The sequence below is a fragment of the Streptomyces sp. NPDC032126 genome (assembly GCF_055580085.1).
On the sequence record NZ_JBVIMA010000015.1, the window covers coordinates 1 to 21013 of the forward strand.

A 21013-nucleotide genomic window follows, 5' to 3' on the forward strand; every position below is an offset into this window, starting at 1 on the left:
TGCCGCTGGACGCCGTGCTTCGACTGCGGCGTCTGCCCCGCGATGCAGACCGAGATCCAGGTCGGCCCGACGGGCAAGAAGCTGCTTCCGCTGACGGTCAAGAACGCAGGCCAGGCGTCCGCTTCAAGTAGTCAAGCGCACTGACCCGAGCGAGCACTCGATCGGGTGATCGCGGCGTCGGCGGGGGGTGAGCGAGGAGGAGGTGGCGGCCGCCACCGGCGCTTCGTTTCCTCGCCCGTCGGCGCGGCCAGGGCGGCACTCCACCGCGAATGTCGCGATTTGCGCCTGATTGATTACGCACGGTAAGTAAGCCATGTGCAGACCTTGTCGAAGCGGTCCGATGCCTCGCGGCTCGGTCCAGCCGGCCCGTTCCCCGCCGCCGCCTTCACCGATGTACTGGAGCGACGGTGGCTCCACTACGCGTTCCTCTCCCGCGACGCGGCCCAGGCCGTCATCGCCAACCTGTCGTGGCTCGGCACCGAACCAGGTGACCCGGGCGAACCGCACCGGCGGGCGATCCTGCTTCTGCACGACGAGCAACTCGGCTGGCACTCCAGTCAGTTCAACGCCGAGGCGGATGCCGAACCGTGGTCGTCGTTCCGTACGCCCCACCCGCACGGCCCGGCGGGGGAGCTGCGGATCGCCGCCCGCTCGGGGGCACCGGCCCTGCGGGCGGCGCTCCGGCGCACCGGCCGGGCCTGTACGGCTCAGACCGCGGCGTTCGGTGACCATGAGCATCTGCGCTGGCAGTCCGAGCCCGGTGTGCTTGGCGAGGCCCGGCTCGGCTTCGGTGAACACACGGTGACTGCCGAACTGGTCGGCTACCACGAGCGGGTACGGGGACGCTGGAGCTGGCCGCTTCTCGGCGGCTGGGTCTTCGGATTCGTCAACGACTGCACGGGCGACCCGGGTTCCGCTCCGCCCACCTCGGTCGTCTTCACCCTCATCCAGCCGGTGCGGCCGCCCGGGGCGGCGAACGGCTCCGTGATGGTGTGGCGCCACGGCCGTCTCGTCCGCCACTTTCCCCGCCGCGCCCTGCGGGTGGCCGTCGCGGGTGAGCTCGATCGCGACCGGGTGGAGCTCGTGCCGCCGCTGGCCGGGCTGCTGGGTACCGCGCCCATGGCCGCCGTACCCGGACGTCTGGTGGTGACCGCGGAGTGCGGCGCGGACCGGCTGAGGCTCGACTTCACCTCCCGGACCGCCGCACGCATCGCCAACCCCTCCGAGAGTGGACTGCGCCCGTTCAGCGTGCACGAGACCCTGGGCCCCTGCACGGTCGAGTTGAACCTCGGCTCGGAGCGCGTCGGCTTCGCCATGGGCGCGGTCGTGGAGTTCGCGGGCGGGGCGTGCGATGACTGAGCCGGCCGGCACCCCCGGGTGGACCGGGGCGCGGCTGCTCGGCGCGACGGTCGACGCGTTGGCCGAGCGCGCACCGGCCGTGGTCGCCGCGGCGGCCGAGGAGATGCGCGGGATCGTTCTCGGCCTGGAGTTCAACGACACCAGCGCCGCCACCCTCACGACACGGCACAGCCGACTGCTCGTCACGCCGGTCCCGCCCGCTCAGGGGGAGGGGACGCCCGTCCCGCAGGAGGCTCCCGACGTCCGGGCCGCCTTCGACGACCGGGCCATGAACCTCCTCTTCGACCTTCAGCGCCGACCGGTGGACCAGATCCTGCCCGCGAGCCTCGACATCCAGGGCGAGCGCGAGAAGGTGCTCGCGGTGTGGCGAGCCTTCGCCCTGCTGTCGCAGCGGGCCTCCGGGCTCCGCGCCGTCCAGGGACTGTGGCAGGACTACCGCGCCCACAGCCCCCACTTGTGGGGCCACACCGACCCCGCCGCACCCGACCCCGCCGAGCCCGGCCCCGCCGACGGCGACGAACGGCATCGGGACATCGCCGGCTGGCAGGCGCTCGACTATCTCGCGCGCCGCCGCCCGGAGAACGCCGGCACCGCCGACGACCGGATCGGCGGAACCGTGCTCACCCGCCCCCGCTCCCTCTGGGACGGGCGCTCCAGCGCGCCCTGGTGGGAGGAGCTGACGCTCACCGACGCGGACCTGATGGAGACGATGGCCGCCTGCCGGGCCCGGACCGCCCGCGAGATGGTCCGGCTGATTCCCGACCAGGCCGAGCCCCGGCGCGACCTGTACGACCTGATGCGGGCCTACCCCGCCCGGCAGGGCAAGGGCCTGCGCCCCACGCTCACCATCGCGGCCTGTCTCGCCCTGGGCGGCCGTGCCGAGGACGCCGTACGGGCCGCCGCGGCCCTGGAGCTGTTCCACAACGGCTTCCTGGTGCACGACGACATCGCCGACGAGTCCACCCACCGCCGGGGCCTGCCCACGCTGCATGCCCAGTACGGCGAGGGCCTCGCCGTCAACGTCGGCGACGGCCTGAACCTGCTCGCGATCGACGCCGTCCTGTCCAACCTGGAGACGCTCGGACTCGCCCGCACCCTCGCACTGATCCACGAGACGCTGCACATGTGCCGGGAGAGCGTCGAGGGCCAGGCGATCGAACTGGGCTGGATCCACCGGAACGTGGTGCCCGACACCGACGCCGACTACTTCCACATGAGCACCAAGAAGACCGGCTGGTACACCTGTATCAGCCCTTGCCGGATCGGCGCCGTCTGCGCCGGTGTCACCGACCCCGCGGTCCTCGCCCGCTTCGACGAGGCCTTCCGGCTGATCGGTATCGCCTTCCAGATACAGGACGACATCCTCAACCTCGTCGGCGACGAGGCCCGGTACGGCAAGGAGGCGCTCGGGGATCTCCTGGAGGGCAAGCGCACGGTGATGCTCATCCATCTCTTCCGCACCGTGCCCACCGCCGCACAGCGCATGCCCTTCGAGGAGATCATCCGCCACCGGCGCGCCGACAAGACCCAGCAGGACGCCGAGACCCTGCTGGCCGCCATGCACGAGTACGGCTCCATCGAGTACGCCGTCCAGCTCGCCGACCAACTGGCCGACGAGGGCATCCGGCGCTTCGAGACCGACCTCGCCCACATCCCCGAGAACGAAGGAAAGGCCGTGCTCCGCCAGATCGCCCACTACGTCACCACCCGCCCCCTGTGACCGCCGTCGACACCGGGGCGCCGCCCGCGCCCGAAGAAGCCCTCACCCCCGTGGACCGGGCCGCGCTCACCGCGCTGACCACCGCCAACCGCTGGACGCGGGCCGCGCTGTGCACCTTGGCCCGCCGGGGCGCCCAGGTCCGCCGCGACCAGCCGGAGCGGGCCCGGGCCTGGCTGGACACGCTGGACTCCTGGCCGCCGTACAAGGCGGGGCAGTTCCTGTTCGACCTCATGGAGTGGGAGGACTTCATGGCCGAGGGAGGGGAGGCGGAGACGCTTCCGCTGGACCGTGCCGGCGCGGTCCTCGACCTTCCGCTGCGCTGGCTGCGGGAGTCGGCCCGGGCACCGTTCGCGGGACCGGGCACCGGCCTCGCGGCGGCCGCCCGCCCGGCCGCGCTGGACCTTCCCCTGCGCTGGCTGCGGGCGACGGGGTCGGCGGTCGTGGCGGGTGTCCTGCGGGGGGCTCCCGCCGCCGAGGAACGCGCGCCCGCCGAACTGCCCGCGATGGAGACGGGGTTGCACCTGTACCGCGATGTGGTGCTCGGCATCGTGGACGTCCTGGGGCCGGTGGTCGCGGCGCAGGCGACGGTGCCGTCCGGGGGCGGAGCGGGGATCCCGGACGGCACCGCGGTGGATCAGGACTGCACGTAACCGCTCAACTGGGTTGTGTGGTCACCGACCTTGGCCTCGCCGTCCGAGGTCACGGTGTCCTTCTTCGCCTCGCCGTTCGGCATCACCGCGAAGGTGAGATTGAGCGGCTCGCGGTCGTTCTCGGTGAGGTTGAGGTGAGGAGCGAAACTGAAGGTCACGCTCTTCTTGTCGGCGGAGTAGACGGGTTTGTCGATGCGGCCGTCCTCGTTTCCGCCGCCGACGTAGCCGTACCGGGCGTGGGTGCCGGTGAAGCTCCATCCGGTGGGGAGTTTCATGGAGCACGGCAGATCCGCGGTCTTGATCTTGGCGCCGGTGACCGTGGGCCAGACCAGCACGGTGATCGTGCTGTAAAGCGTCTTGGAGTTGGCGGAAGGCATCCCGCTCTGCTCGATGCGCAGCTTCGCCGGGTCGCTGGAGACGTCCGAGTCCGCCACCACCATGATGGTCAGCTGCACGGTGATCGGTTCGGGCTTCTTGCCGTCCGGCGTGTAGGTGATCTGGGCCGTCGCGTGGTAGACGCCCGGCTTGGTGGTGCTGGGTGCGAAGACCTGGAAGGTACCGTCCAGCAGGCCGTTCGGCGGCAGCGTCTGCCCGGGGAACTTCTTGGTCAAGACGTGCTGGGAGTGGTCCTCGGAGGACACCAGCTCGTTCGGCAGGGTGAGCGTCACCGTCACCTGGCCGCCGTCCACCGTGGCAGGCCCGCGGTTGCCGACCCGGACGCCCAGCGCGGCGTGCCCGTTGACGGGCATGCTGGCGATGTGGACGGGCTCGCCGTACAGGTCGGCCTTGGAGTCGGTCTTCTTGGCTGTCGAGGAGACACGGATGACGCGGCGCACCCGGTCGCTCGCACCCCCGGAGTCCGAGATGTACAGATGGCCGCGGTGGTCCACCAGTACGGCGTTCGGGTGGGTCAGCAGGGCCGAGGTCGCCTGGCCGGAGTCGCCGAAGAAGCCCTCCTGGGCCAGTCGGCCGGCGATCGTGACCATCTTGCCGCCCTTGACCCGGCGGATGGCATGGTTGTGCTTGTCCGCGATGTACAGCGAGTCCTCGGCGTCGAAGATCACGTCGGTCGGGTAGTTCAGCAACACGGACTGCGCCTGGCCGCCGTCGCCCCTGGTGCCGGCTTCGCCTTTGCTGCTTCCGGCGTAGGCGCTGAGGGTGCGCTTGGTGACGTCCAGGTACCGGATGCGGTGGTTCGCGCTGTCCGCGATGAACAGCCGGCCCTTGCTGTCGAAGGCCAGGCCGTTCGGCTGGTTGAGCTTGGCCGAGGTGGCCTGCTGGCCGTCTCCCTCGTTGCCCGCAAGTCCCCTGCGGCCGGCGACCGTCACCACCATGCCGTCGGGCGACAGGTAACGGACCCGGTGGCGCCCGGTCTCCGAGAAGTAGACGTTGTCGTTCTTGTCGACGGCCAGGCCGCTGAACTCCCAGAGATCGAGGTTGCAGGAGGTGCCGAAGACGTCGTCCAGCGAGTCGCCGCCGCCGGCCACGGTGGTGATCGCGGCGTCGGGGGTGATGTCGCCGTCCTCGTTGGCCTCCACCTTCATGATCCGGTTGTACCAGTCGCAGACGATGTACAGGTTGCCCTTGCTGTCGACCGCGAGTCCGCTCGGGGCGGCCAGGTGGTACGACGTGGCCTGTCCGGCTGCCTGCTCGTAGCAGGAGTCGCCCTGACCGGCGACGGTGCTGACGATTCCGTCGCGATTGACCCTGCGGACCCGGTGGTTGTCCCGGTCGCTGATGTAGATGTCACCGTTGGGCGAGATGGCCAGTCCGCGCAGTGCCCGGAAGGCCGCCTGGAGCCGATGCATGGAGTCACCCGCGAAGTCCCAGACGCCGGTTCCCGCGTAGGTCCGGATGATCCCCGTCTGGAGACTGTCGGTCTCCATCTCGTCCATGGTGGCTGTTGTCGTAGTCACGCAATCTCCTTTGATCGCAGGTCGTGTACGGGAGCCCGCCGTCTGCGGGCCCGCACATCGTGGCGCGGGCAAATGTGCGAACAAGGGAGCGTCACTCGTTCTGGGCGTTTCCTCGAGGGCCGGAGAATCGTTATTGCCCCCTCGAATACGCTGCGGAATCGATTCCCCGAATATCCGCCGAATTGCCGCCGCCGCAGAACGTGCGATTCGAATCACCGAAGGGGCCCTTCCCGAGCGGGAGGGGCCCCTTCGTGTGATGTCAGACCGGCTGCGGGCGGGGAGCGCCGACGGTCAGCCCGGCGCGGGCGAAGTCGCGGTTGGCGAGGACCTGTTCTCGATGGGCGTCGGGCAGCTTCCCGCCGTCCAGCAGCCGCTCGCAGCACTCCAGGGACTCGCGGTAATCGCCCATCCAGTACGACGACACGGCCAGCTCGTCCAGCGCCCGCCAGTCGTACCAGCCGTGCTCGACGAAGAGCACGTCCCTCGGGCGCGGGATCTCCACCGCGCGCCGCGCGAACAGATAGGCCAGCGGCCACCGTTCCCCGGTCACGCGGAACAGGTGCGCGAGCTCGCCGAGCGGTTCGGCCCGGGCGGGCCGGTACTCGTGCGCGTCGAGGAAGCGGGCCGTCACCTCGGGCATCCGGCGCTTGAGCGTCACCGCGAGGCGGGCCGCGTAGAGCCGGGCGCAGAACGCCTCCTCGTCGAAGCCGGCCATGGCCGCCCGCTTGTCGTACGCGGCGAGCGCCTTCGCGGGTTCGCCGGCGTCGCGCCAGCTCTGGGTGAGGTAGAAGGCGTAACGGCGAAGTCGCGCGTGAGCGGCCCTGCCGGGGGTCCTCGCCCGCCTCCCCGAAGCCGACCGCACCCAGATCATCCAGACCGAACACTTCACCCGCCTCACCCCCGGCCCTGCGAAGGCCGCCGAATGGCCTCCAGGTCGGCAAGAGTCAGGACTCCTCCGTTGAACACATAGCTGTCTAGGCGGTGCTCGGGGGCCCGGCTCGGACCGCGAAAGAGCTCGCCGCCGACCCCCTCAAATCGAAGTAGGAGGGAGGCAAGTCGATCAGGCTCCGGCCGAGGAGACGGGCCGCTCGTACGGGGGCGTGCACCGCGTGCTCGAGGACGCAGGAGCCACATTCCATTCGCGCGGCGCTCCGCGCCGCAGCGAGCCCTGAGCGTTCCGCCACATTGGGTTCCCGGCCGCAGATGGGAGCCGTGAGGCGGTCACGACCTCCACCGCGCAGATGGCGGTTCCTTTGTTTGGTGTCGCCTGGTCGGCGGGCTAAGGCTGAGGAGAGATGTCGGTGCCCTGTGGTGGAGTGGCTGCCTGACCTGTTACGTCAACTCGGGGAGGGACAGGAATGGTTGAGGCTGAAGGGCATGGCGGTAAGTGGTCCGGCGACGGCGAGGATTCCGGCGGCTTAACCCAGCCGCCCGCGGTTACGGACGGAGGTCCGGACGCAGACCTCACGGTGGACCTCGCGGCCCCGGTCCGCGGGTCGGCCGGGGCGGAACGGTGGGTCGCGCCGGAAGGGCTACGCGGCGGCGTGCTGATCGGCGCAGCGGGGGCCATCCTCGCAGCGGTGGTCGGGTTCGGGATCTGGCTGGGGTCCTGGCTGAACGAGCACTGGGGGATCTATGCCGTTGTGCCGCAGGTGGCGTTCATGCTGCTGGCCGTCTGGGGTCTGGCCGGCGAGCAGCGCCGCCGGTGGGAGGAGCGGCGGGCCAGGGGGGTGCGGATGCCGCTGAAGAAGATCGACCCTCTGCACCACCGCGAGTTCGAGTTCGCGGTACGGGACTTGATGCGCCGCGACGGCTTCGAAGCCGAGCGGGTCGGCGGAGCGCACGATGACGTCTGTGACGTTCGCGGTGTGGACGCTGACGGCCGGATCTGGGCCGTTCAGTGCAAGCACAAGCGAGACGGCTGGGAGGGCAAGGCCATCGGGGTGGATGCCTTGCAGCAGCTCAACGGCACCGCGCAGCCGGTCCACGGCGCCCGGTTCGCGGTGCTAGTCACCAACGGCCGTTTCACCCTGCCGGCGCTGGAGTGGGGCGAGACGTACGGCGTCCATCTGATCGACCGGGGACGCCTGGAGCTGTGGGCCTCTGAGGGCCAGCCGTTGGTGAAGGTGCTGGAAGGGGTCAAGCCCTCCCGACGGCTGCCGGGACAGCGTCGCCGGCGGGGGGGGGGGGGGGGGGGGGGGGGGGGGGGGGGGGGGGGGGTGTGGGGGGGGGGGGGGGGGGGGGGGGGGGGGGGGGGGGGGGGGGGGGGGGGGAAGAGCAACCCCCCCCCCCCCCCCCCCCCCCCCCCCCCCCCCCCCCCCCCCCCCCCCCCTCCCCTCCCCCCCCCCCCCCCCCCCCCCCCCCCCCCCCCCTCCCCCCCGCTGCGGTGCTGGCCTTTAGCCGTCAGGGCCGGCCGAGGGCTCGGTAGGTCCACCCAGCGCCGAGCCAGTCGTCGGCGGTGAGGGTGCCGCGGGCGCCGATCACCTTCGGGTTCGCGACGCGGGAGGCGAGGCGGACGGGGGCGATGTGCTGGTAGGCGGGCCACTCGGTCAGGTGCAGCAGCAGGCCGGCGTCCTGTGCGGCGGCGATCGGGTCGTCGGCGTAGTCGAAGGCCTTGGGGTCGGTGACAGTGACCGAGGCGTCGAGGTCGTGCAGGACCTGGGCGACGGCGAGGGCGGGCGAGTCGCGGATGTCGTCGGTCTCGGGCTTGAAGGCAGCGCCCCAGACGGTGATCCGCTTGCCCCGCACGTCGCCGCCGAGCTGCTGGCGGGCCAGGGTGACGACGCGCTCGCGGCGGCATGACAAAGCCGGTTGACGGCTGCTCAGGCGGACTGCACCTGTTCGAAAGTCACCAAACGTGAGAGCCCAGGAGCACGCCGACGAACGCCCCGGCCAGCAAGAACGGGCCGAACGCGATCCTGCTTGCCCGTCCCGCCCGGCCCGTAACAAGCAGCGCCATCCCGTACAGCGCACCCAGCACATAGCCGGCGAACGTACCGACCAGAACGATCACCCAGCCGTACCAGCCCAGGACGGCACCCAGCACGAGAGAGAGTTTCACATCACCGAACCCGAAACCCTTACCAAGCAGGAACAGCATGAACGCGCAAACCGCCAGGACGAGGGAACCCAGCAGCGCGGCCGTCCAACTCCCGCCCGCGCCGGGCAGCAACGCGGCCACGCCCAGCAACGCCGGCACGGCCACCGCAAGCGGCAGCATCAGCACATCAGGCAGCCGGTGGGCCGCGACGTCGACAGCGGCCAGCAGCACCGCAGCCGGAGCGAACAACAACCACACCACCAGCTCGGGACGCACCCCGGTGACGACCGCCAATACGGCACAGACCACAGCCGTGCCAGCAGCGGCCAAGAGCGCACTCGGACCGAAGGCATGCCCGCCGGCACAGCGAGCACGCCCCAGCCACCCACGAACGAACCCCGCAAGCGGATGACCCGCCGGACACGCTGACCGCCAGGGTTCGTCAAAGGGCACCGAGAGCCGGTACGCCGGGCGAGGAATCAACAGGCCCGTGCCAGCACCCCACACAACAGCCACCACAACAACCACCAACGTCTCCACCCAACCGAGCCTAAACTCAGCTCCGTTCGGATATCGCGGACGCCCCACGATTTGGGAGCACGTGCTTTCAGCACCCCCGTTCCCTGCCTCACGGCTCAGGCACCAGCATGGTGTACTCAGGAGGCGTCCGACCGCCGGAACACCTCGGTCGGCCGCCACGGCTCGGGCATCAGGGCAATCGGCTGAACGTCGAGAGCGCGACCCGTTCGGGTCAGGCCGCGTCACTGTCCCCCCTCAACCACAGCGGCGTGAAAGCCCCCGCACCGCCGGCCAGACTCCACTACCGCCCCCACTCGCCCGGTGCCGCACGCCTCCGCAGTGCGTCAGCGAATGTACGGTGGCACGGCCCTGCGCGGACTTCAGCGGACGAGCAGTCCGCGAAGAACCACCCTTTCCACAGCGGCGACGAGTTCCGTCACATGGGAGGCGTCAGCGCGGAGTCGGTCCGCGCGCCAGGAGAGGCCGAGAACGCCGTTCATGGCGGCCCACAACGCGGTGGCGGTGGTGGCGGGATCGAGGTCAGCGGCGAGCGAACCGTCGGCCACCCCGTCGGCCAGGGCGGCGGCGAGTTTGGCGTTCTGCTCGTCGACGAGCGCGGCGACCCGTTCCAGGGCCGCGGGTTCGTCCGGCGGCTGGGCCAGCAGGCGGAACTGGTGCGGGCGCTCGGCGGCGAAGCGGACGTACGCGGCCGAGGCGGCCCTGATGCGTTCCACCGGGGTGCCCGGGGCAGCGTAGGCTTCGTCCATGTAGGTCCGATTGTCCTCGAGCGCCCGCTCGGCAACCGCGATGAGAACGGCCGCGCGGCCGCCCACGCGGTTGTACACCGTCTGCACGGCGACGTCCGCACGTTCGGCAACGCCTTCCAAGGTGACCGCCTCGGGGCCTCCGGAGGCCAGCAGTTCCTCGGCGGCGTCGACGATGGCCGCACGGGTCGCGGCGGCCCGACGTGTCATGCGTGTGACCTTGCTTGTCATGGTCTCCGCTACTTTACGAGGTACTCGAACGGCCGGGCCCCCTGGGCCGCTTCTTTCAGCCTGGAATTCGGCGGGAACCGGACTGGTGGCGCTCATGCACCGCCGGGTCGTGCCAGCCCGACCCCGAGGCGAGGCCGAGGGCGCGCTGGACCGTCTGAGGGCGGAAACCGATACGTTCGACTACCGGCCGGAACAGACCGGGAGCGTTCGCGGTCAGGGTGAGGGACCTGGGGACGACGACGCGGTCCGCACGGCGCTCGATGCCGCGGACGATGCCGGTGATGACCTTCTCCAGCGGCACCATCTTCCACAACCCCTTGGCGTTGCCGCCCCAGAGGGCCTGCCCGGCGGGGTCCGAGGTCACGTCGTCCATCATCGGAGTGCGGAAGAACGTGGGGTGGGCGCTGCCGACACCGACGCCCAGGTGGCGAACCTCCAGGCGAAGGCTGTCGCACATCGCCCACACGCCGGCCTTGCTCGCGGTGTAGGAGATCTGGAGCGGTGAGTGCACGAAGGCGGCCATGGAGGAGATCGCGAGGAGATAGCCGCGTTGGGCCTCGACGTGCGGCAGAGCCGCGCGGAAGGTGCGCCAGACGCCGTTGAGGTTGATGTCGATCACGCGCTCATAGGCGGCAGGGTCGATGGTCGCCAGGGGGGCCATGGTGTCGATGCCGGCGCCGGCGACGGCGACATCAAGGCGCCCGAAGTGTGCGGCGGCCTCGTCCATGGCCGTCTGCAGTCCGGCGAGGTCGCGGACTTCCACGCCCCAGCCCCGGGCGACTGTGTCGCCACCCAATTTCTCCGCCTGGGCCTGGGCCGCCCTGGCGTCGAGGTCGAGCAGCGCAAGGTTGGCACCCCGCTCACGCAGGGCCTTGGCCAGGGCGATACCGAGGCCGCCGGTGGAGCCGGTGAGGGCAACGGTGCGCCCGGCCAGGTCGTAACGGGTCATGACGGCCTACCTCGATGAGTTGGTCTGCGGGGACTTGCCTGTGGGGCCGGCCGATTCCTCGAGTCGGCGCAGGAGCCGGCGCAGTTCGGGGTGGCGCTCGGCGATGAGATCGGTGACGGGGTTAAGGACGCCGCGCAGGGCCGAAAACGGTACCCACCTGCGAGGGACCATGACACGGGCCGACCGGTTCTCGATGCCGCGAACGACGGCGTCCGCCACGCGCGTGGGGGCGATGGCCTTGCCGAGCAGGGACGGGAAGGCGATCTCGCGCATGCGGGTGGTGATGTCGTTGCTACCGAAGGCTGCTCCAGCGATCGGCGTGTGGACCCAGCCGGGGTAGAGCACCCCGGCGCTGGCTCCGTGGATGCCGAGTTCGGCGCGCAGGGCGCGGCCGAACTGCTCGACTCCGGCCTTCGCCATGGCGTAGGAGGCGTTGGTCATGCCGTTGAAGTAGGCGTACACCGAAGCGGTGACCAGGACGTGCCCGCGCACCGCGATGACGTGTGGCAGTGCGGCGCGAACGGTGCGCCAGACGCCCAGCAGGTCCACGTCGACGACGCGCTCGAACATGGCTGGGTCGATGGTGGCGATCGTCGCCGGCGGATCGGCCGCGATCCCCGCGTTGGCGAAGACGACATCCAGGCCGCCGAACCGGTCGACCGTACGGTCCACCGCGTCGGCCAGTGCGGCGCTGTCGGTGACATCCACCGACAGCGCCAGTGTCCTGTCGCCGCCGAGGTCGCGGGCGAGGGCCGATGTGGCGTCGATGCCCCGGTCGGCGAGGACCACGTTGGCTCCGCGCGAGTGCAGCGAGCGGGCGGTGGCCGCACCGATGCCTCCGGCTGCGCCGGTGATGAAGACGGTCTTACCCGCAATCGGGTAGGTGGGCATCTCGTACCTCTTTCAGGGTGTCGCGGGTCCCAGGGCTTGACCGCGTGCGGAGCCGATGGGGACGTGTCGCGCAAGGAAGGCGAGCTGGTCCGTGACAACGCGTTCGAAGGGCTCGCCGAGGTAGATGTCGAAGTGGCCGTCGGGGTAGAGGCGGATCTCGCCTCGCGGGGCCCTGCGGGCATGGCGCAGGGTGGGCCGCGCAGGGGCCACGCTGTCGTGCTCGCATACGCAGAACAGCACCGGGCATGCGATCTTCGCGGTCCGGCGGCCCGGCCGGTAGCGGAGGATGTCCAGGGCGAACCGCGCCGCAACCTGGTTGGAGAAGGGCGCGTCCTTGGGCACGAGGGCCAGGTAGCCGGGCTCGGCGTCCGCAGCGGTCATCAACGCGGCGGATCCGGGCGGTCCCGCCGTCGCGATCATGACGGGAGGGCGCCCAAGGCGGGCGCCGACCACGTCACGGACAGCGCGGGCCATCACCTTCACCGACGTGTCAGGGCGCATCGCCAGGGCAGAGGCGACACCGTCGGTGAACAGGCCCTGGGCGATGACGGCGGCGACGGCCGGGTCCTGGGCCGCTGTCGCCAGGACATGGCCGCCGCCGAAAGAGGTGCCCCACAGGACCACGCGCCGGGGATCGGTCTCCGGCCGGGAGCGCGCGTACGCCACGGCGGCCCGCCAGTCCTGGAGCTGTCGTCCGACACTCAGGAGCTGTCGCGGCTGACCGCCGCTGGCCCCGAAGTGCCGGTAGTCGAACACCAGGCACGCGTAGCCGGCGGCGGCGAAACGCTCGGCGTAGGCGTCCAGCCGCATCTCGCGGACCCCACCGAGACCGTGTGCCATGACCACCACGGGACGCCGCCCCCCGCCCTCGGGCAGGTACAGCCAGGCGTGACACTCGTCCGGCCCCGAAGGAAACGTCACATCCAATCGGTCGGCCATCGGACCTCCGTAACACCGCTCGAATCGTTGGAGTCGCTGAAACTTGGAATCACTTCCAACATTGGAAGTTAGCCCAACATTGCAGGGGTGTAAAGCAAACCGACGGCAACGAACCCGTCACGTCTCCGCTGAGTCCTGAGCCACGCCCTGGCTCAGCACCACACGCGGCAGACACTGGTCGACTCCGGCCGCTACAGCGACGCCACCCCGCTGAGGGCCGCCGCCCCCGCCGCGCGACCGAGGACCCCCTCGACCATGCCTGGCGCCGGTTGCTCGTCGTCGATCACGCCCCGACGGTGAGACGTTCTTACGCCAGGCCCGCGTGAGCGCACCTCACCGCCGCCCCGCACAACCGCGAAGGCAAGGTCATCTGCGCGGGCAGCTGCTTTCAGCCCCTCCCACCGAGGTCTCGTCCGCTCTGGCGTAGGTGCTGCACTCCCGCTTACCCCCCGTGCGGGCGTTGGCGATGAGCGGCGCCCGGTTGCGGGCGCCGAGCTTGTGCATCTCTTCCCGGAGATAGCTCTTGACGGTGTTGACCGACAGGTTCAGCTCGTCGCCGATCTCCGGGTTGGTGTATCCGGCCGCGACCAGGCGCAGCGCGTCGTACTCGCGCGCGGTAACGGGAGCCGCGGAGGCGCCGGGGAGGTCGGCGCGGAAGGCGCCGGTGCGGGCCACGCTGCGGATCGCGTCGCGCACGGCCGTGCCGCCGGCGTCCTTGACGAGTAGTCCGCTGGCTCCAGCGGCCAACGTCGGTGCGACGGCGGCGTGTTCGGGGAAGGCGGTGAAGAGCAGGACGCGGCTGTCGGGACTGACCCGGTGCACCGCCGGGACGACGTCGGCGGCGAGGCGGTCGGGGAGACGCAGGTCGAGCAGGATTGTTCTACGGTCGGTGCAGGCGGTCGCATGATCGCCGGCAGGTGGGATGCGGAAGTACTCGGGCTGCCGGGCGGCCCTGCGGCGATTCCCGCTCGCCGCAGGGCCGCCCGCCGCGCGCAGGCAAGTGGTGCAGAAGCCGTCTTCGGGCGCGGCGTGCCTCCCGTCGAGGACGCCGTGCGGCAAGGATGACGGGTCATGACGATCGTGTTCCGGGTCCCTGTCGGCGGTGCGGAGCGGGTGGCGTTCGCCTACTCGCCGACGATGGAAGCCGTACTGAGTCTCCATGTGCTGGTGGAGCCCAAGCACCACCCCGTCCAGCACAGTTGGGTGCGTGCGATGCGCAAGCTGTCCCCGGCGCTGAAGCGGGAGATCGAGGCGTTCTCCTACGCGGTGCGCTCATACTTCCCCGAGTTCCTCTTTCCGCAGCCGACCGGCCAGCTGGCGGACTTCGAAGCCGAACTGGCCGGCCTGCGCGGGGCGGATCCCGAGCTGGTCCGTTTGGAGTTCGCCATCCCCCTGCTCACGCCCTGGCCGGGCGGTGGCGAGGACAGAGATCCGCAGGTGCTTGACCAACCGGAGGTACGTGGCCTGTTGCGGGAGCGAGTCGCCAGGGAAAGCGACGAAGCGATGGCCGCGATGCTCCTCGATAACCCCGGCGCGCTGCTCGAACGGTTCCTGAACATGCTGGAGCGCTACTGGCGGGAGGCCTTCGAGGACGAATGGGCGCGGCTCGAACCCGAACTCGCCGCCGGCGTCAGCGAGGCCGGACACCAGATCGAGCAGCGCGGCCTGTACGGCATGCTCCGCGGCCTGTGGCCGGAGGTGCGCAGCGATCCTCAGACCGAACGCTTCTGGCTGGAGCGACCGCACGAGCACGAGGTCGCCATCGGCCCGGACGACACCCTCCTGCTCGCCCCCAGTGCCTATGTGTGGCCGCACGTCCGCGTCAACTGCGACGGTCCCTGGCCCCCCGCTCTCGTCTTCCCCCTCTCCTCGATCGTCCGGGAAGCCCGCCCGAGAATTCCACCGACCAGCCTTGTCGGCACACTCCGCGCGCTCGCCGACGACACCCGGCTGCGCACCCTGCGACTGCTCGCCGAACGGCCGCGCAGCACACAGGAGTTGGCCCCGCTCGTCGGAGTCAGCGAGGCCGCCTTGTCCAAGCACCTGCGCGTGCTGGCGGACGCGGGCCTGCTGGAGCGCCGCCGCGAGGGCTACTACGTCCTGTACCGCCTGGCGTCCGGACAGATCACGGGCCTGACCCCCAGCCTGGAAAGCTTCCTGCACGGCGACGGCAAGGCGGTTGAGCACGACTGATTAGCCATCCGCCTAATAAGTGGATCAGGGGCCCGGCGGGATCCGACAGTGGCGGCATGTCACTGCTGAGGGACCGCAACTTCCTGCTTCTCTTTGCCGGCCAGGGCGTCTCCCGCTTCGGCGACGGCCTGTACACCGCCGCGACCGCGTGGCTGGCCTGGTCACTGACGAAGGACCCCACGGCGGTCGCCGTGGTGAGTGTCTCCGCGTTCGCGCCCGCGTTCGTGGCCACCTTCGTCGCCGCCTCGTATGCCGACCGCCGCGACCGCCGGAAGCTGATGATCGCCACTGACCTGGCCCGGGTCGCCGTGGTGGCTGTGGCTTTCGTCCTGCTCTCTCTCAACCTGCTGAACCTGCCCCTGCTCGTGGCGACCACGGCACTGCTCGCACTGATCGGCGCACCATTCGCCCCGGCCCGCAACGCCATCGTCCCGCAGATCGTGCCGGACGACCGCCTCCAGCAGGCCAATGGACTGCTGCAAGTCGCCTTCCGTGCCGCCTTCTTCGTCGGACCGCTCATGCTTGCGCCGTTGCTGGCCTTCGGCTCCCTGCAGTCGGTGCTGGCGGTCAACGGACTGACCTTCCTGGGCTCGGCGGCCGCCGTGGCCGCCATCCACGTCACTCGCCCCGCCCCAACCAGCGGTCAGGCCGGGCTGTGGTCCGATCTCGGCGCCGGACTCAGGGCCGTGCGCGCCGCTCCCGACGTCCTCGTGGTCATCGTGGCCTTCGTGCTCGCCCTCACCCTGACCAACGGATTCCTGACCGTCGGACTGGTCGCGGTCGTGGGACAGGGCGGCCAGTACGGCCTGCTGCTCGGCGTCGCCGGGGTCGCCGAAGTGGTGGGTGCCCTGCTCCTGGCCGGCCTGCGCATCCGCAGACTCGCACTGGCCGCGGTGCTGGCGTGGGCCCTGCTGGGGATCTTCCGGGCCCCGCTGGGAACAGTCACCTCCCATGCCGTGGCGGTGGTTCTCCTGACCGTCACGGGGCTGACCTCGGCCCTCACGGACATCCCCTTGATCGCACTGGTGCAGCAGCGCATACCGAGCCACCATCTGGCGAAGGCGCTCGGCCTGTGGGAGGCAGGGGTAGCAGGAGCCCTGGCGGTCTCCCCCTTCGTGGCCTCGACCGCCATCACCCTCGCCAGGGTCGAGGACGCCTTCCTGCTCTCGGGAGCCACCGTTGTCGTCCTGTCCGTGGCCGCCGCGCTCACCCTCGTAACCGTCGGCCTGCGGCGGCCCGGTCAGGAGCCCTTCGCCACGGCCGACGGCACGGCAACTGTCGCCGTGCCGGAAGAGACAGCGGTGAGCACGGCCGAGCCGGAATGACTGCGCGGATCAGCTCAGGACGCCGAGGACCGGCCGTCAGTGGTGCGAGGCAGTGTCCACGGCACTAGCCAGCCCCCGAACTCCGGCCTGGGACCGCGATGCCACATCGAGGCCGGCGAGCAGCTCCGCAATGCCGCGGCGGCAGGTGCACAGTGGGTCCTCGCGAAGCGTGGACGGCGGACAGGTCCACCGCGAAGTTATTGGTACAGCACTCCTACCTACGGAAACGCGCTTCTGAGGCGTGCTGTCCGAGCAAGATCCCAGCATGGGAATGCCATCCCGGTGCCGTTCAGCGCGGACAACCCTCAGCCGTCCCGTCCCCTCTCCCCCCGCCTGGCCGACGCGCCCCGAACGCGAACGGCGGTGGATCGGGGCCATCGGTGGCCTTGAGCGGATGTCCCGGGGCGTCGGTGCGTGCCCTCGGGATTACCAGGCGGGCATCATCGGCGCGGGGTAGCGGTCGCCGACCGCGCCGTTCGGCAGAAGCGAGCCGATCAGATCCAGCCCTTCAGGGGTGAAGGTGAGGTGCGCGGCGGCGACGTTCTCGGCCACGCGCTGTGCGCTGCGGGTGCCGGGGATCGGCACGATGTCCTGGCCTTGGGCCAGCAGCCAGCCGAGTGCCACCTGCGCCACTGTGCAGCCCTTCCATTCGGCGATCGCGCCCAGGTCACGGACCAGCGCCTGGTTGGTTTCGTAGTTGCCGGGCTGCCAGCGCGCATCGTGGGCGCGCAGGTCGTTCGGCGGGCAGTCGGCGGCAGGGGTGGCTGTCCTGGTCAGGAGGCCGCGGCCGAGTGGGGAGCAGGCGACGAAGCCGATGCCCAGCTCGCGGACTGTCGGCAGCACCTCGGCCTCGACGGAGCGTTCGAAGAGCGAGTACTCGGTCTGCAAGACCGAGACCGGGTGGACGGCGTGGGCGCGGCGGATGGTGTCCGGGCCGGCCTCGGACAGGCCGAAGAAGCGCACCTTGCCTTCGGCCACGAGCTCGCCGACGGTGCCGGCGACGTCCTCGATCGGCACGTTCGGGTCGACGCGGTGCTGGTAGAGGACATCGATGTGATCGGTGCCCAGGTGCCGCAGGCTTGCGTCTGCGACCGCGCGGATGCGCTCCGGTCGGCTGTCGAAGGCGCGGCCGAAGCGGCTCATGTCAACCAGGTCGTAGCCGAACTTGGTGGCCAGGACCACCTCGTCGCGGAAGTCCTGGACCGCCCGCCCCAGCAGTTGCTCGCTCGTGCCGCTGCCCAGCCCATACAGTTCCGCGGTGTCGAAGTGGGTGACGCCGAGTTCGTACGCGCGGCGGATGGCAGCGATCCCGCCGTCGGGGTCGGCCGGGCCGTAGCCCATGGTCATGCCCATCGTGCCCAGGCCCAGCGCTGAGGAGGTCAAGCCCTGAGAGCCGAGCGACCGGACCGGCATGGCGTGCTGTGCGTTCATGCCCGTGACGCTAGGGGGCTACGTATCCGCAGGTCATTGGGCAACATTCGCATATGATTGCCTGATCGTCTCACCATGGTCGGCGTGGAACGCGGACCGAGCAGTCGGGGGATCCGATGCTGAACCGTCTCGCCCAGGCGATCACCGACCACCGCGACGGCCCGTGGACCACCACCGCAGTGCCCCGGCTGACGCTGGTCGCGACCGACGAGTTGCTGCCGCCCAGCCGTCTGCTGTACGAGCCGATGGTGAGCTTCGTCGCCGCGGGCGCCAAGCGCACCGTCGCGGGTTCGCAGAGCTGGAGCGTGCCCGGCGGCCGCATGCTGCTCAATACCGTGCGACTGCCGGTCACCGCGGTCTTTGAGCAGGTGCCCTACCGCTCCGCGGTCCTGGTGCTGGACAACCAGATCCTTGCCGAACTACTGCTGGAACTCGGCCCCGCCGCACCACCCCCGGCCGTCGAGCCCGCCTGGCGGGCCACGGCCGGTATGTCCGCTGAACTGATCGACGCCGTGACCCGTCTGGTGCGCCTGCTGGATGCCCCGAACGACATCCCGGCCCTGGCGCCGCGCGTCGAAGGCGAGATCATCTACCGGCTGCTGACCGGCCCGCTCGGTCCGGCGCTGCGCCAGGCCGCGGATACCCCGAGCACTCGGATCCGCGGCGTCATCGCCTGGCTCGGTGATCGCATCACCGAGCCGGTGAACATCGACCAGATCGCCGCCGAGGCCGGCATGAGCCCGGCGACCCTGCACCGGCATTTCACGGCTGCGACCGGTATGAGCCCGCTGCGCTATCAGAAACATCTGCGACTGCTGTCGGCCAGGCGCCAACTGTTGGCCGGCGACGTCACCGCCGCGCAGGTCGCCCACACCGTGGGATACGCCAGCGCGACCCAGTTCAGCCGCGAATACCGGGCCTTCTACGGACTGCCGCCGGTTCAGGACATCACCCGCCTGCGCGCCGGTATCACCTCAACCGCCCCCGCAGCTCCAAGGGACTGACCGAAAGGACACGTTGATGCGGGCTGGCACGGCCCTTACCCGACCTCCTCGCCCAACGCGGCCCCGGTGGTCGTGGACGGTTCGCCAAGAGCCAGTGCCGTCCCTGCCCTGCCCTTACCCAGTGCACCAGCACCGCTGTCAGTGCCCGCACTGTGGGTCTTCCCCGCGCGAGCTCGTGATCTGCAACTCCGCGTCCGGGAGCAGCAGAATCCCGAGTGGAAGACGCGTTAGGCGGTCCGCTCCGGAATGGGAGGGCGCGGTCACAGAGTTCACCCATGGCCACGGCATGCGGCGCTGCCGCTATCTACGACGGGGAAAGGCTCACATCCAGCACGTCCTGACGGCCATCGCCGTCAACATGGAACGGCTCAGCAGACTGCCGCCATCCGAGGAAGCCCCCGTACTCCGCCGACCACTGCCTTCCAGAGCTACCTCGACCAGGGCGAGTTACCTTGGCTGAAATCATGGCGAGCCCTGGGCAGTTGACATCGCCAACGCCAAGATCCCCCACAGAGTCAAGCTAGGCGAGCCCGTCCGCCACGACGGCGAGGGCCGAGCGCATGGTCGCTGTGAGCTCGGCTTCCGCTGTGGCCGCGTCTGTCGCCTCGTCGGCGACACGCCAGGCGTAGTGCTCGACGGCCGCGCGCAGGGCCGCGTTGATCATGGCTGCCTGGATGGTGGGCACGAGGGCGTCTGGGGGCAGCCCGGAGCGTTCGGCGAGGGCGCGGGCGAACGCCGGTTCGGCCGCGTCATACGACTGCAGCCATTCCGCGCGCAGACCTGGTTCGCTGCGGGTCAGTCGTACCAGGGAGCAGATGGTGGCGCGGTCCGGGCCGTGCACGAGGCGGCTGTCCGTCGGCAGGACGGTGCCGAAGACGTCCTCCAGCGGCCGATCGGTGCGCCAGCGGCGCAGTGCGTCGGCGATCGCTTCGATGCCGGCCGCGAACAGTGGTCGTACGCATGCCTCCTTGCTCGGGAAGTAACGCCACACCGTGCGCGCCGAGACCCCGACAGCCTGGCCGATCTGCTCGCCGGTGGTTGCGGCCACCCCGTGGGCGGCGAACAGGTCCACAGCGGCGCGGGCAATCTCCAGTCTGATCTCGGCCTTGCGCTCCTTGCTCAGGGGCGGCCGTCCCGTGCGTCCCCCTGCGGTCATCCTGTCCCTCCGGTCCCGATGGCTGCTCCACCGCGATTCTGCCCGAGGCGCTGGAATGACAGGAACCTCGGCCCCGACTTTATGTCACTCAAAGACATTAAGTCGTATGGTGTCACTGCACCGGGCGCCGAGCGCCCTCGGAACCACCTGATGGGAGCACCACATGGGCAGCGGACTCGACGAGCGCAGCGTCATCGTCACCGGCGCGGGATCAGGGATCGGGCGTGCCGCCTCCCTGGCCTTCGCGAAGGAGGGCGCCCGGGTCGTGGTCGCCGACCTGAACGCCGAGAGCGCAGTCACGACGGTCAAGGAGATCGAGGCGGTCGGCGGTACGGCCGTGGCCGTCACAGGCGACCTGAGCGAGCAGTCGGTGGTGGACCAGGTGGTCGCGACCGCGGTGGAGCGGTTCGGCGGGATAGACGTCCTGGTGAACAACGCCGGGATCATGGACCGGATGTCGGCACTTGCCGACGTCACCGACACCGAGTGGGAGCGGGTCATACGGGTCAACCTCACCGCGCCGTTCCTGCTCACCCGGGCGGTACTGCCGCACATGCTGGCGGCGGGCCGCGGCGCCATCATCAACACCGCCTCCGAAGCTGGTCTGCGCGGCAGCTCGGCGGGTGCCGCCTACACGGCCTCGAAGCACGGCATCGTCGGCCTGACCAAGAGCCTGGCCGTGATGTACCGCAACCAGGGCATCCGGGCCAACGCGATAGCGCCGGGCGGCACCAAGACCGGGATCCAGGTGGACGTGCAGGACGGCGCGCACGGACCGGCCGCGCTCGCCCCCTACTCCAGCAACGTGGGCCGGCTCTCCGAACCCGAGGAGCAGGCCGCCGCGATCGTCTTCCTGGCATCGGACGCGGCCAGCAACATCAACGGCGCGATCCTGCCGGTGGACAACGGCTGGGCGGCCGTCTGAG

At 70.5% G+C, this 21013-nt stretch carries 21 protein-coding genes; 10 read left to right on the top strand and 11 right to left on the bottom strand.

The genetic code is table 11. From position 1 onward, the window contains the following. The first annotated feature begins 315 nt into the window (after positions 1–315). Genes ACZ5NW_RS35900 through ACZ5NW_RS35910 form a run of 3 tightly spaced genes read left to right on the top strand, consistent with a single transcriptional unit; the run spans position 316 to position 3729 of the window. Complete coding sequence (locus ACZ5NW_RS35900) at positions 316–1359, top strand: hypothetical protein (RefSeq protein ID WP_468748232.1); 1044 nt, start codon at positions 316–318, stop codon at positions 1357–1359. Then, the gene (locus tag ACZ5NW_RS35905; protein WP_468748233.1) at positions 1352–3079 is read left to right on the top strand and encodes a polyprenyl synthetase family protein; all 1728 of its coding nucleotides are present in this window, start codon (positions 1352–1354) and stop codon (positions 3077–3079) included. Before ACZ5NW_RS35900 ends, ACZ5NW_RS35905 begins: the two co-directional genes overlap by 8 nt. Further along, positions 3076–3729 (top strand): hypothetical protein, encoded by a 654-nt coding sequence (locus ACZ5NW_RS35910; RefSeq protein ID WP_468748234.1) that lies wholly within the window; start codon positions 3076–3078, stop codon positions 3727–3729. The genes ACZ5NW_RS35905 and ACZ5NW_RS35910 overlap by 4 nt, the downstream gene beginning before the upstream one ends. On the opposite strand, the gene ACZ5NW_RS35915 is transcribed toward ACZ5NW_RS35910, so the two are convergent. Next, on the bottom strand, positions 3714–5645 hold the full coding sequence (locus tag ACZ5NW_RS35915; protein ID WP_468748235.1) for an NHL domain-containing protein: 1932 nt from the start codon (positions 5643–5645) through the stop codon (positions 3714–3716). The genes ACZ5NW_RS35910 and ACZ5NW_RS35915 overlap by 16 nt on opposite strands. Positions 5646–5904: 259 nt before the next feature. Next, positions 5905–6534, bottom strand: a complete 630-nt coding sequence (locus ACZ5NW_RS35920) for a hypothetical protein (RefSeq protein ID WP_468748236.1) — start codon at positions 6532–6534, stop codon at positions 5905–5907. Positions 6535–6679: 145 nt separating this feature from the next. Between ACZ5NW_RS35920 and ACZ5NW_RS35925 the strand changes: the two genes are divergently transcribed. Beyond that, positions 6680–6817, top strand: a complete 138-nt coding sequence (locus ACZ5NW_RS35925; protein ID WP_468748293.1) for a helix-turn-helix domain-containing protein — start codon at positions 6680–6682, stop codon at positions 6815–6817. Between the two features lie 627 nt (positions 6818–7444). After that, positions 7445–8107: a restriction endonuclease gene (locus ACZ5NW_RS35930; protein ID WP_468748294.1), complete on the top strand. Its 663-nt coding sequence runs from the start codon at positions 7445–7447 to the stop codon at positions 8105–8107. On the opposite strand, the gene ACZ5NW_RS35935 is transcribed toward ACZ5NW_RS35930, so the two are convergent. From ACZ5NW_RS35935 to ACZ5NW_RS35965, 7 genes are all read right to left on the bottom strand, one after another. Then, on the bottom strand, positions 8049–8450 hold the full coding sequence (locus tag ACZ5NW_RS35935; protein WP_468748237.1) for a UDP binding domain-containing protein: 402 nt from the start codon (positions 8448–8450) through the stop codon (positions 8049–8051). The two genes, ACZ5NW_RS35930 and ACZ5NW_RS35935, sit on opposite strands and share 59 nt — an antisense overlap. A 43-nt stretch (positions 8451–8493) precedes the next feature. Further along, entirely contained in the window at positions 8494–8979 is a 486-nt protein-coding gene (locus ACZ5NW_RS35940; RefSeq protein WP_468748238.1) for a prepilin peptidase, read from the bottom strand. Between the two features lie 605 nt (positions 8980–9584). Continuing rightward, entirely contained in the window at positions 9585–10178 is a 594-nt protein-coding gene (locus ACZ5NW_RS35945) for a TetR/AcrR family transcriptional regulator (RefSeq protein WP_468748239.1), read from the bottom strand. Positions 10179–10254: 76 nt separating this feature from the next. Beyond that, a complete protein-coding gene (locus ACZ5NW_RS35950) occupies positions 10255–11148 on the bottom strand; it encodes an SDR family NAD(P)-dependent oxidoreductase (protein ID WP_468748240.1) in 894 nt (297 codons plus the stop codon). Between the two features lie 6 nt (positions 11149–11154). Next, positions 11155–12039 carry a short-chain dehydrogenase/reductase gene (locus tag ACZ5NW_RS35955; protein WP_468748241.1) on the bottom strand — a complete coding sequence of 295 codons (885 nt, stop codon included), beginning with the start codon at positions 12037–12039 and terminating at the stop codon, positions 11155–11157. A 12-nt stretch (positions 12040–12051) separates the two neighbouring features. Continuing rightward, complete coding sequence (locus tag ACZ5NW_RS35960; RefSeq protein WP_468748242.1) at positions 12052–12978, bottom strand: alpha/beta hydrolase; 927 nt, start codon at positions 12976–12978, stop codon at positions 12052–12054. A 366-nt stretch (positions 12979–13344) separates the two neighbouring features. Further along, entirely contained in the window at positions 13345–14037 is a 693-nt protein-coding gene (locus ACZ5NW_RS35965; RefSeq protein WP_468748243.1) for a response regulator transcription factor, read from the bottom strand. A 12-nt stretch (positions 14038–14049) separates the two neighbouring features. Between ACZ5NW_RS35965 and ACZ5NW_RS35970 the strand changes: the two genes are divergently transcribed. After that, entirely contained in the window at positions 14050–15171 is a 1122-nt protein-coding gene (locus ACZ5NW_RS35970; protein ID WP_468748244.1) for an ArsR/SmtB family transcription factor, read from the top strand. Between the two features lie 56 nt (positions 15172–15227). Beyond that, complete coding sequence (locus tag ACZ5NW_RS35975) at positions 15228–16496, top strand: MFS transporter (RefSeq protein WP_468748245.1); 1269 nt, start codon at positions 15228–15230, stop codon at positions 16494–16496. Positions 16497–16922: 426 nt separating this feature from the next. Here the strand turns inward: ACZ5NW_RS35975 and ACZ5NW_RS35980 are convergent, their stop codons facing one another. Further along, complete coding sequence (locus tag ACZ5NW_RS35980) at positions 16923–17927, bottom strand: aldo/keto reductase (protein WP_468748246.1); 1005 nt, start codon at positions 17925–17927, stop codon at positions 16923–16925. A 116-nt stretch (positions 17928–18043) separates the two neighbouring features. Here ACZ5NW_RS35980 and ACZ5NW_RS35985 point away from each other — a divergent pair, with 116 nt between their 5' ends. After that, positions 18044–18931: an AraC family transcriptional regulator gene (locus tag ACZ5NW_RS35985; protein WP_468748247.1), complete on the top strand. Its 888-nt coding sequence runs from the start codon at positions 18044–18046 to the stop codon at positions 18929–18931. A 286-nt stretch (positions 18932–19217) separates the two neighbouring features. Then, a complete protein-coding gene (locus ACZ5NW_RS35990; protein ID WP_468748248.1) occupies positions 19218–19391 on the top strand; it encodes a hypothetical protein in 174 nt (57 codons plus the stop codon). 60 nt (positions 19392–19451) lie between these two features. Here ACZ5NW_RS35990 and ACZ5NW_RS35995 read toward each other — a convergent pair whose 3' ends face one another. Next, entirely contained in the window at positions 19452–20087 is a 636-nt protein-coding gene (locus ACZ5NW_RS35995; protein ID WP_468748249.1) for a TetR/AcrR family transcriptional regulator, read from the bottom strand. A gap of 163 nt (positions 20088–20250) precedes the next feature. Between ACZ5NW_RS35995 and ACZ5NW_RS36000 the strand changes: the two genes are divergently transcribed. After that, on the top strand, positions 20251–21012 hold the full coding sequence (locus ACZ5NW_RS36000; RefSeq protein WP_468748250.1) for an SDR family NAD(P)-dependent oxidoreductase: 762 nt from the start codon (positions 20251–20253) through the stop codon (positions 21010–21012). Position 21013: the final 1 nt, after the last annotated feature.

Coding starts and splice junctions, on each gene's coding strand:
- ACZ5NW_RS35905 (WP_468748233.1), top strand. CDS start 1,352: ATGACTGAGCCGGCCGGCACCCCCGGGTGGACCGGGGCGCGGCTGCTC.
- ACZ5NW_RS35930 (WP_468748294.1), top strand. CDS start 7,445: ATGCGCCGCGACGGCTTCGAAGCCGAGCGGGTCGGCGGAGCGCACGAT.
- ACZ5NW_RS35945 (WP_468748239.1), bottom strand. CDS start 10,178: ATGACACGTCGGGCCGCCGCGACCCGTGCGGCCATCGTCGACGCCGCC.
- ACZ5NW_RS35950 (WP_468748240.1), bottom strand. CDS start 11,148: ATGACCCGTTACGACCTGGCCGGGCGCACCGTTGCCCTCACCGGCTCC.
- ACZ5NW_RS35955 (WP_468748241.1), bottom strand. CDS start 12,039: ATGCCCACCTACCCGATTGCGGGTAAGACCGTCTTCATCACCGGCGCA.
- ACZ5NW_RS35960 (WP_468748242.1), bottom strand. CDS start 12,978: ATGGCCGACCGATTGGATGTGACGTTTCCTTCGGGGCCGGACGAGTGT.
- ACZ5NW_RS35970 (WP_468748244.1), top strand. CDS start 14,050: ATGACGATCGTGTTCCGGGTCCCTGTCGGCGGTGCGGAGCGGGTGGCG.
- ACZ5NW_RS35975 (WP_468748245.1), top strand. CDS start 15,228: ATGTCACTGCTGAGGGACCGCAACTTCCTGCTTCTCTTTGCCGGCCAG.
- ACZ5NW_RS35980 (WP_468748246.1), bottom strand. CDS start 17,927: ATGAACGCACAGCACGCCATGCCGGTCCGGTCGCTCGGCTCTCAGGGC.
- ACZ5NW_RS35985 (WP_468748247.1), top strand. CDS start 18,044: ATGCTGAACCGTCTCGCCCAGGCGATCACCGACCACCGCGACGGCCCG.
- ACZ5NW_RS35990 (WP_468748248.1), top strand. CDS start 19,218: ATGCGGCGCTGCCGCTATCTACGACGGGGAAAGGCTCACATCCAGCAC.
- ACZ5NW_RS35995 (WP_468748249.1), bottom strand. CDS start 20,087: ATGACCGCAGGGGGACGCACGGGACGGCCGCCCCTGAGCAAGGAGCGC.
- ACZ5NW_RS36000 (WP_468748250.1), top strand. CDS start 20,251: ATGGGCAGCGGACTCGACGAGCGCAGCGTCATCGTCACCGGCGCGGGA.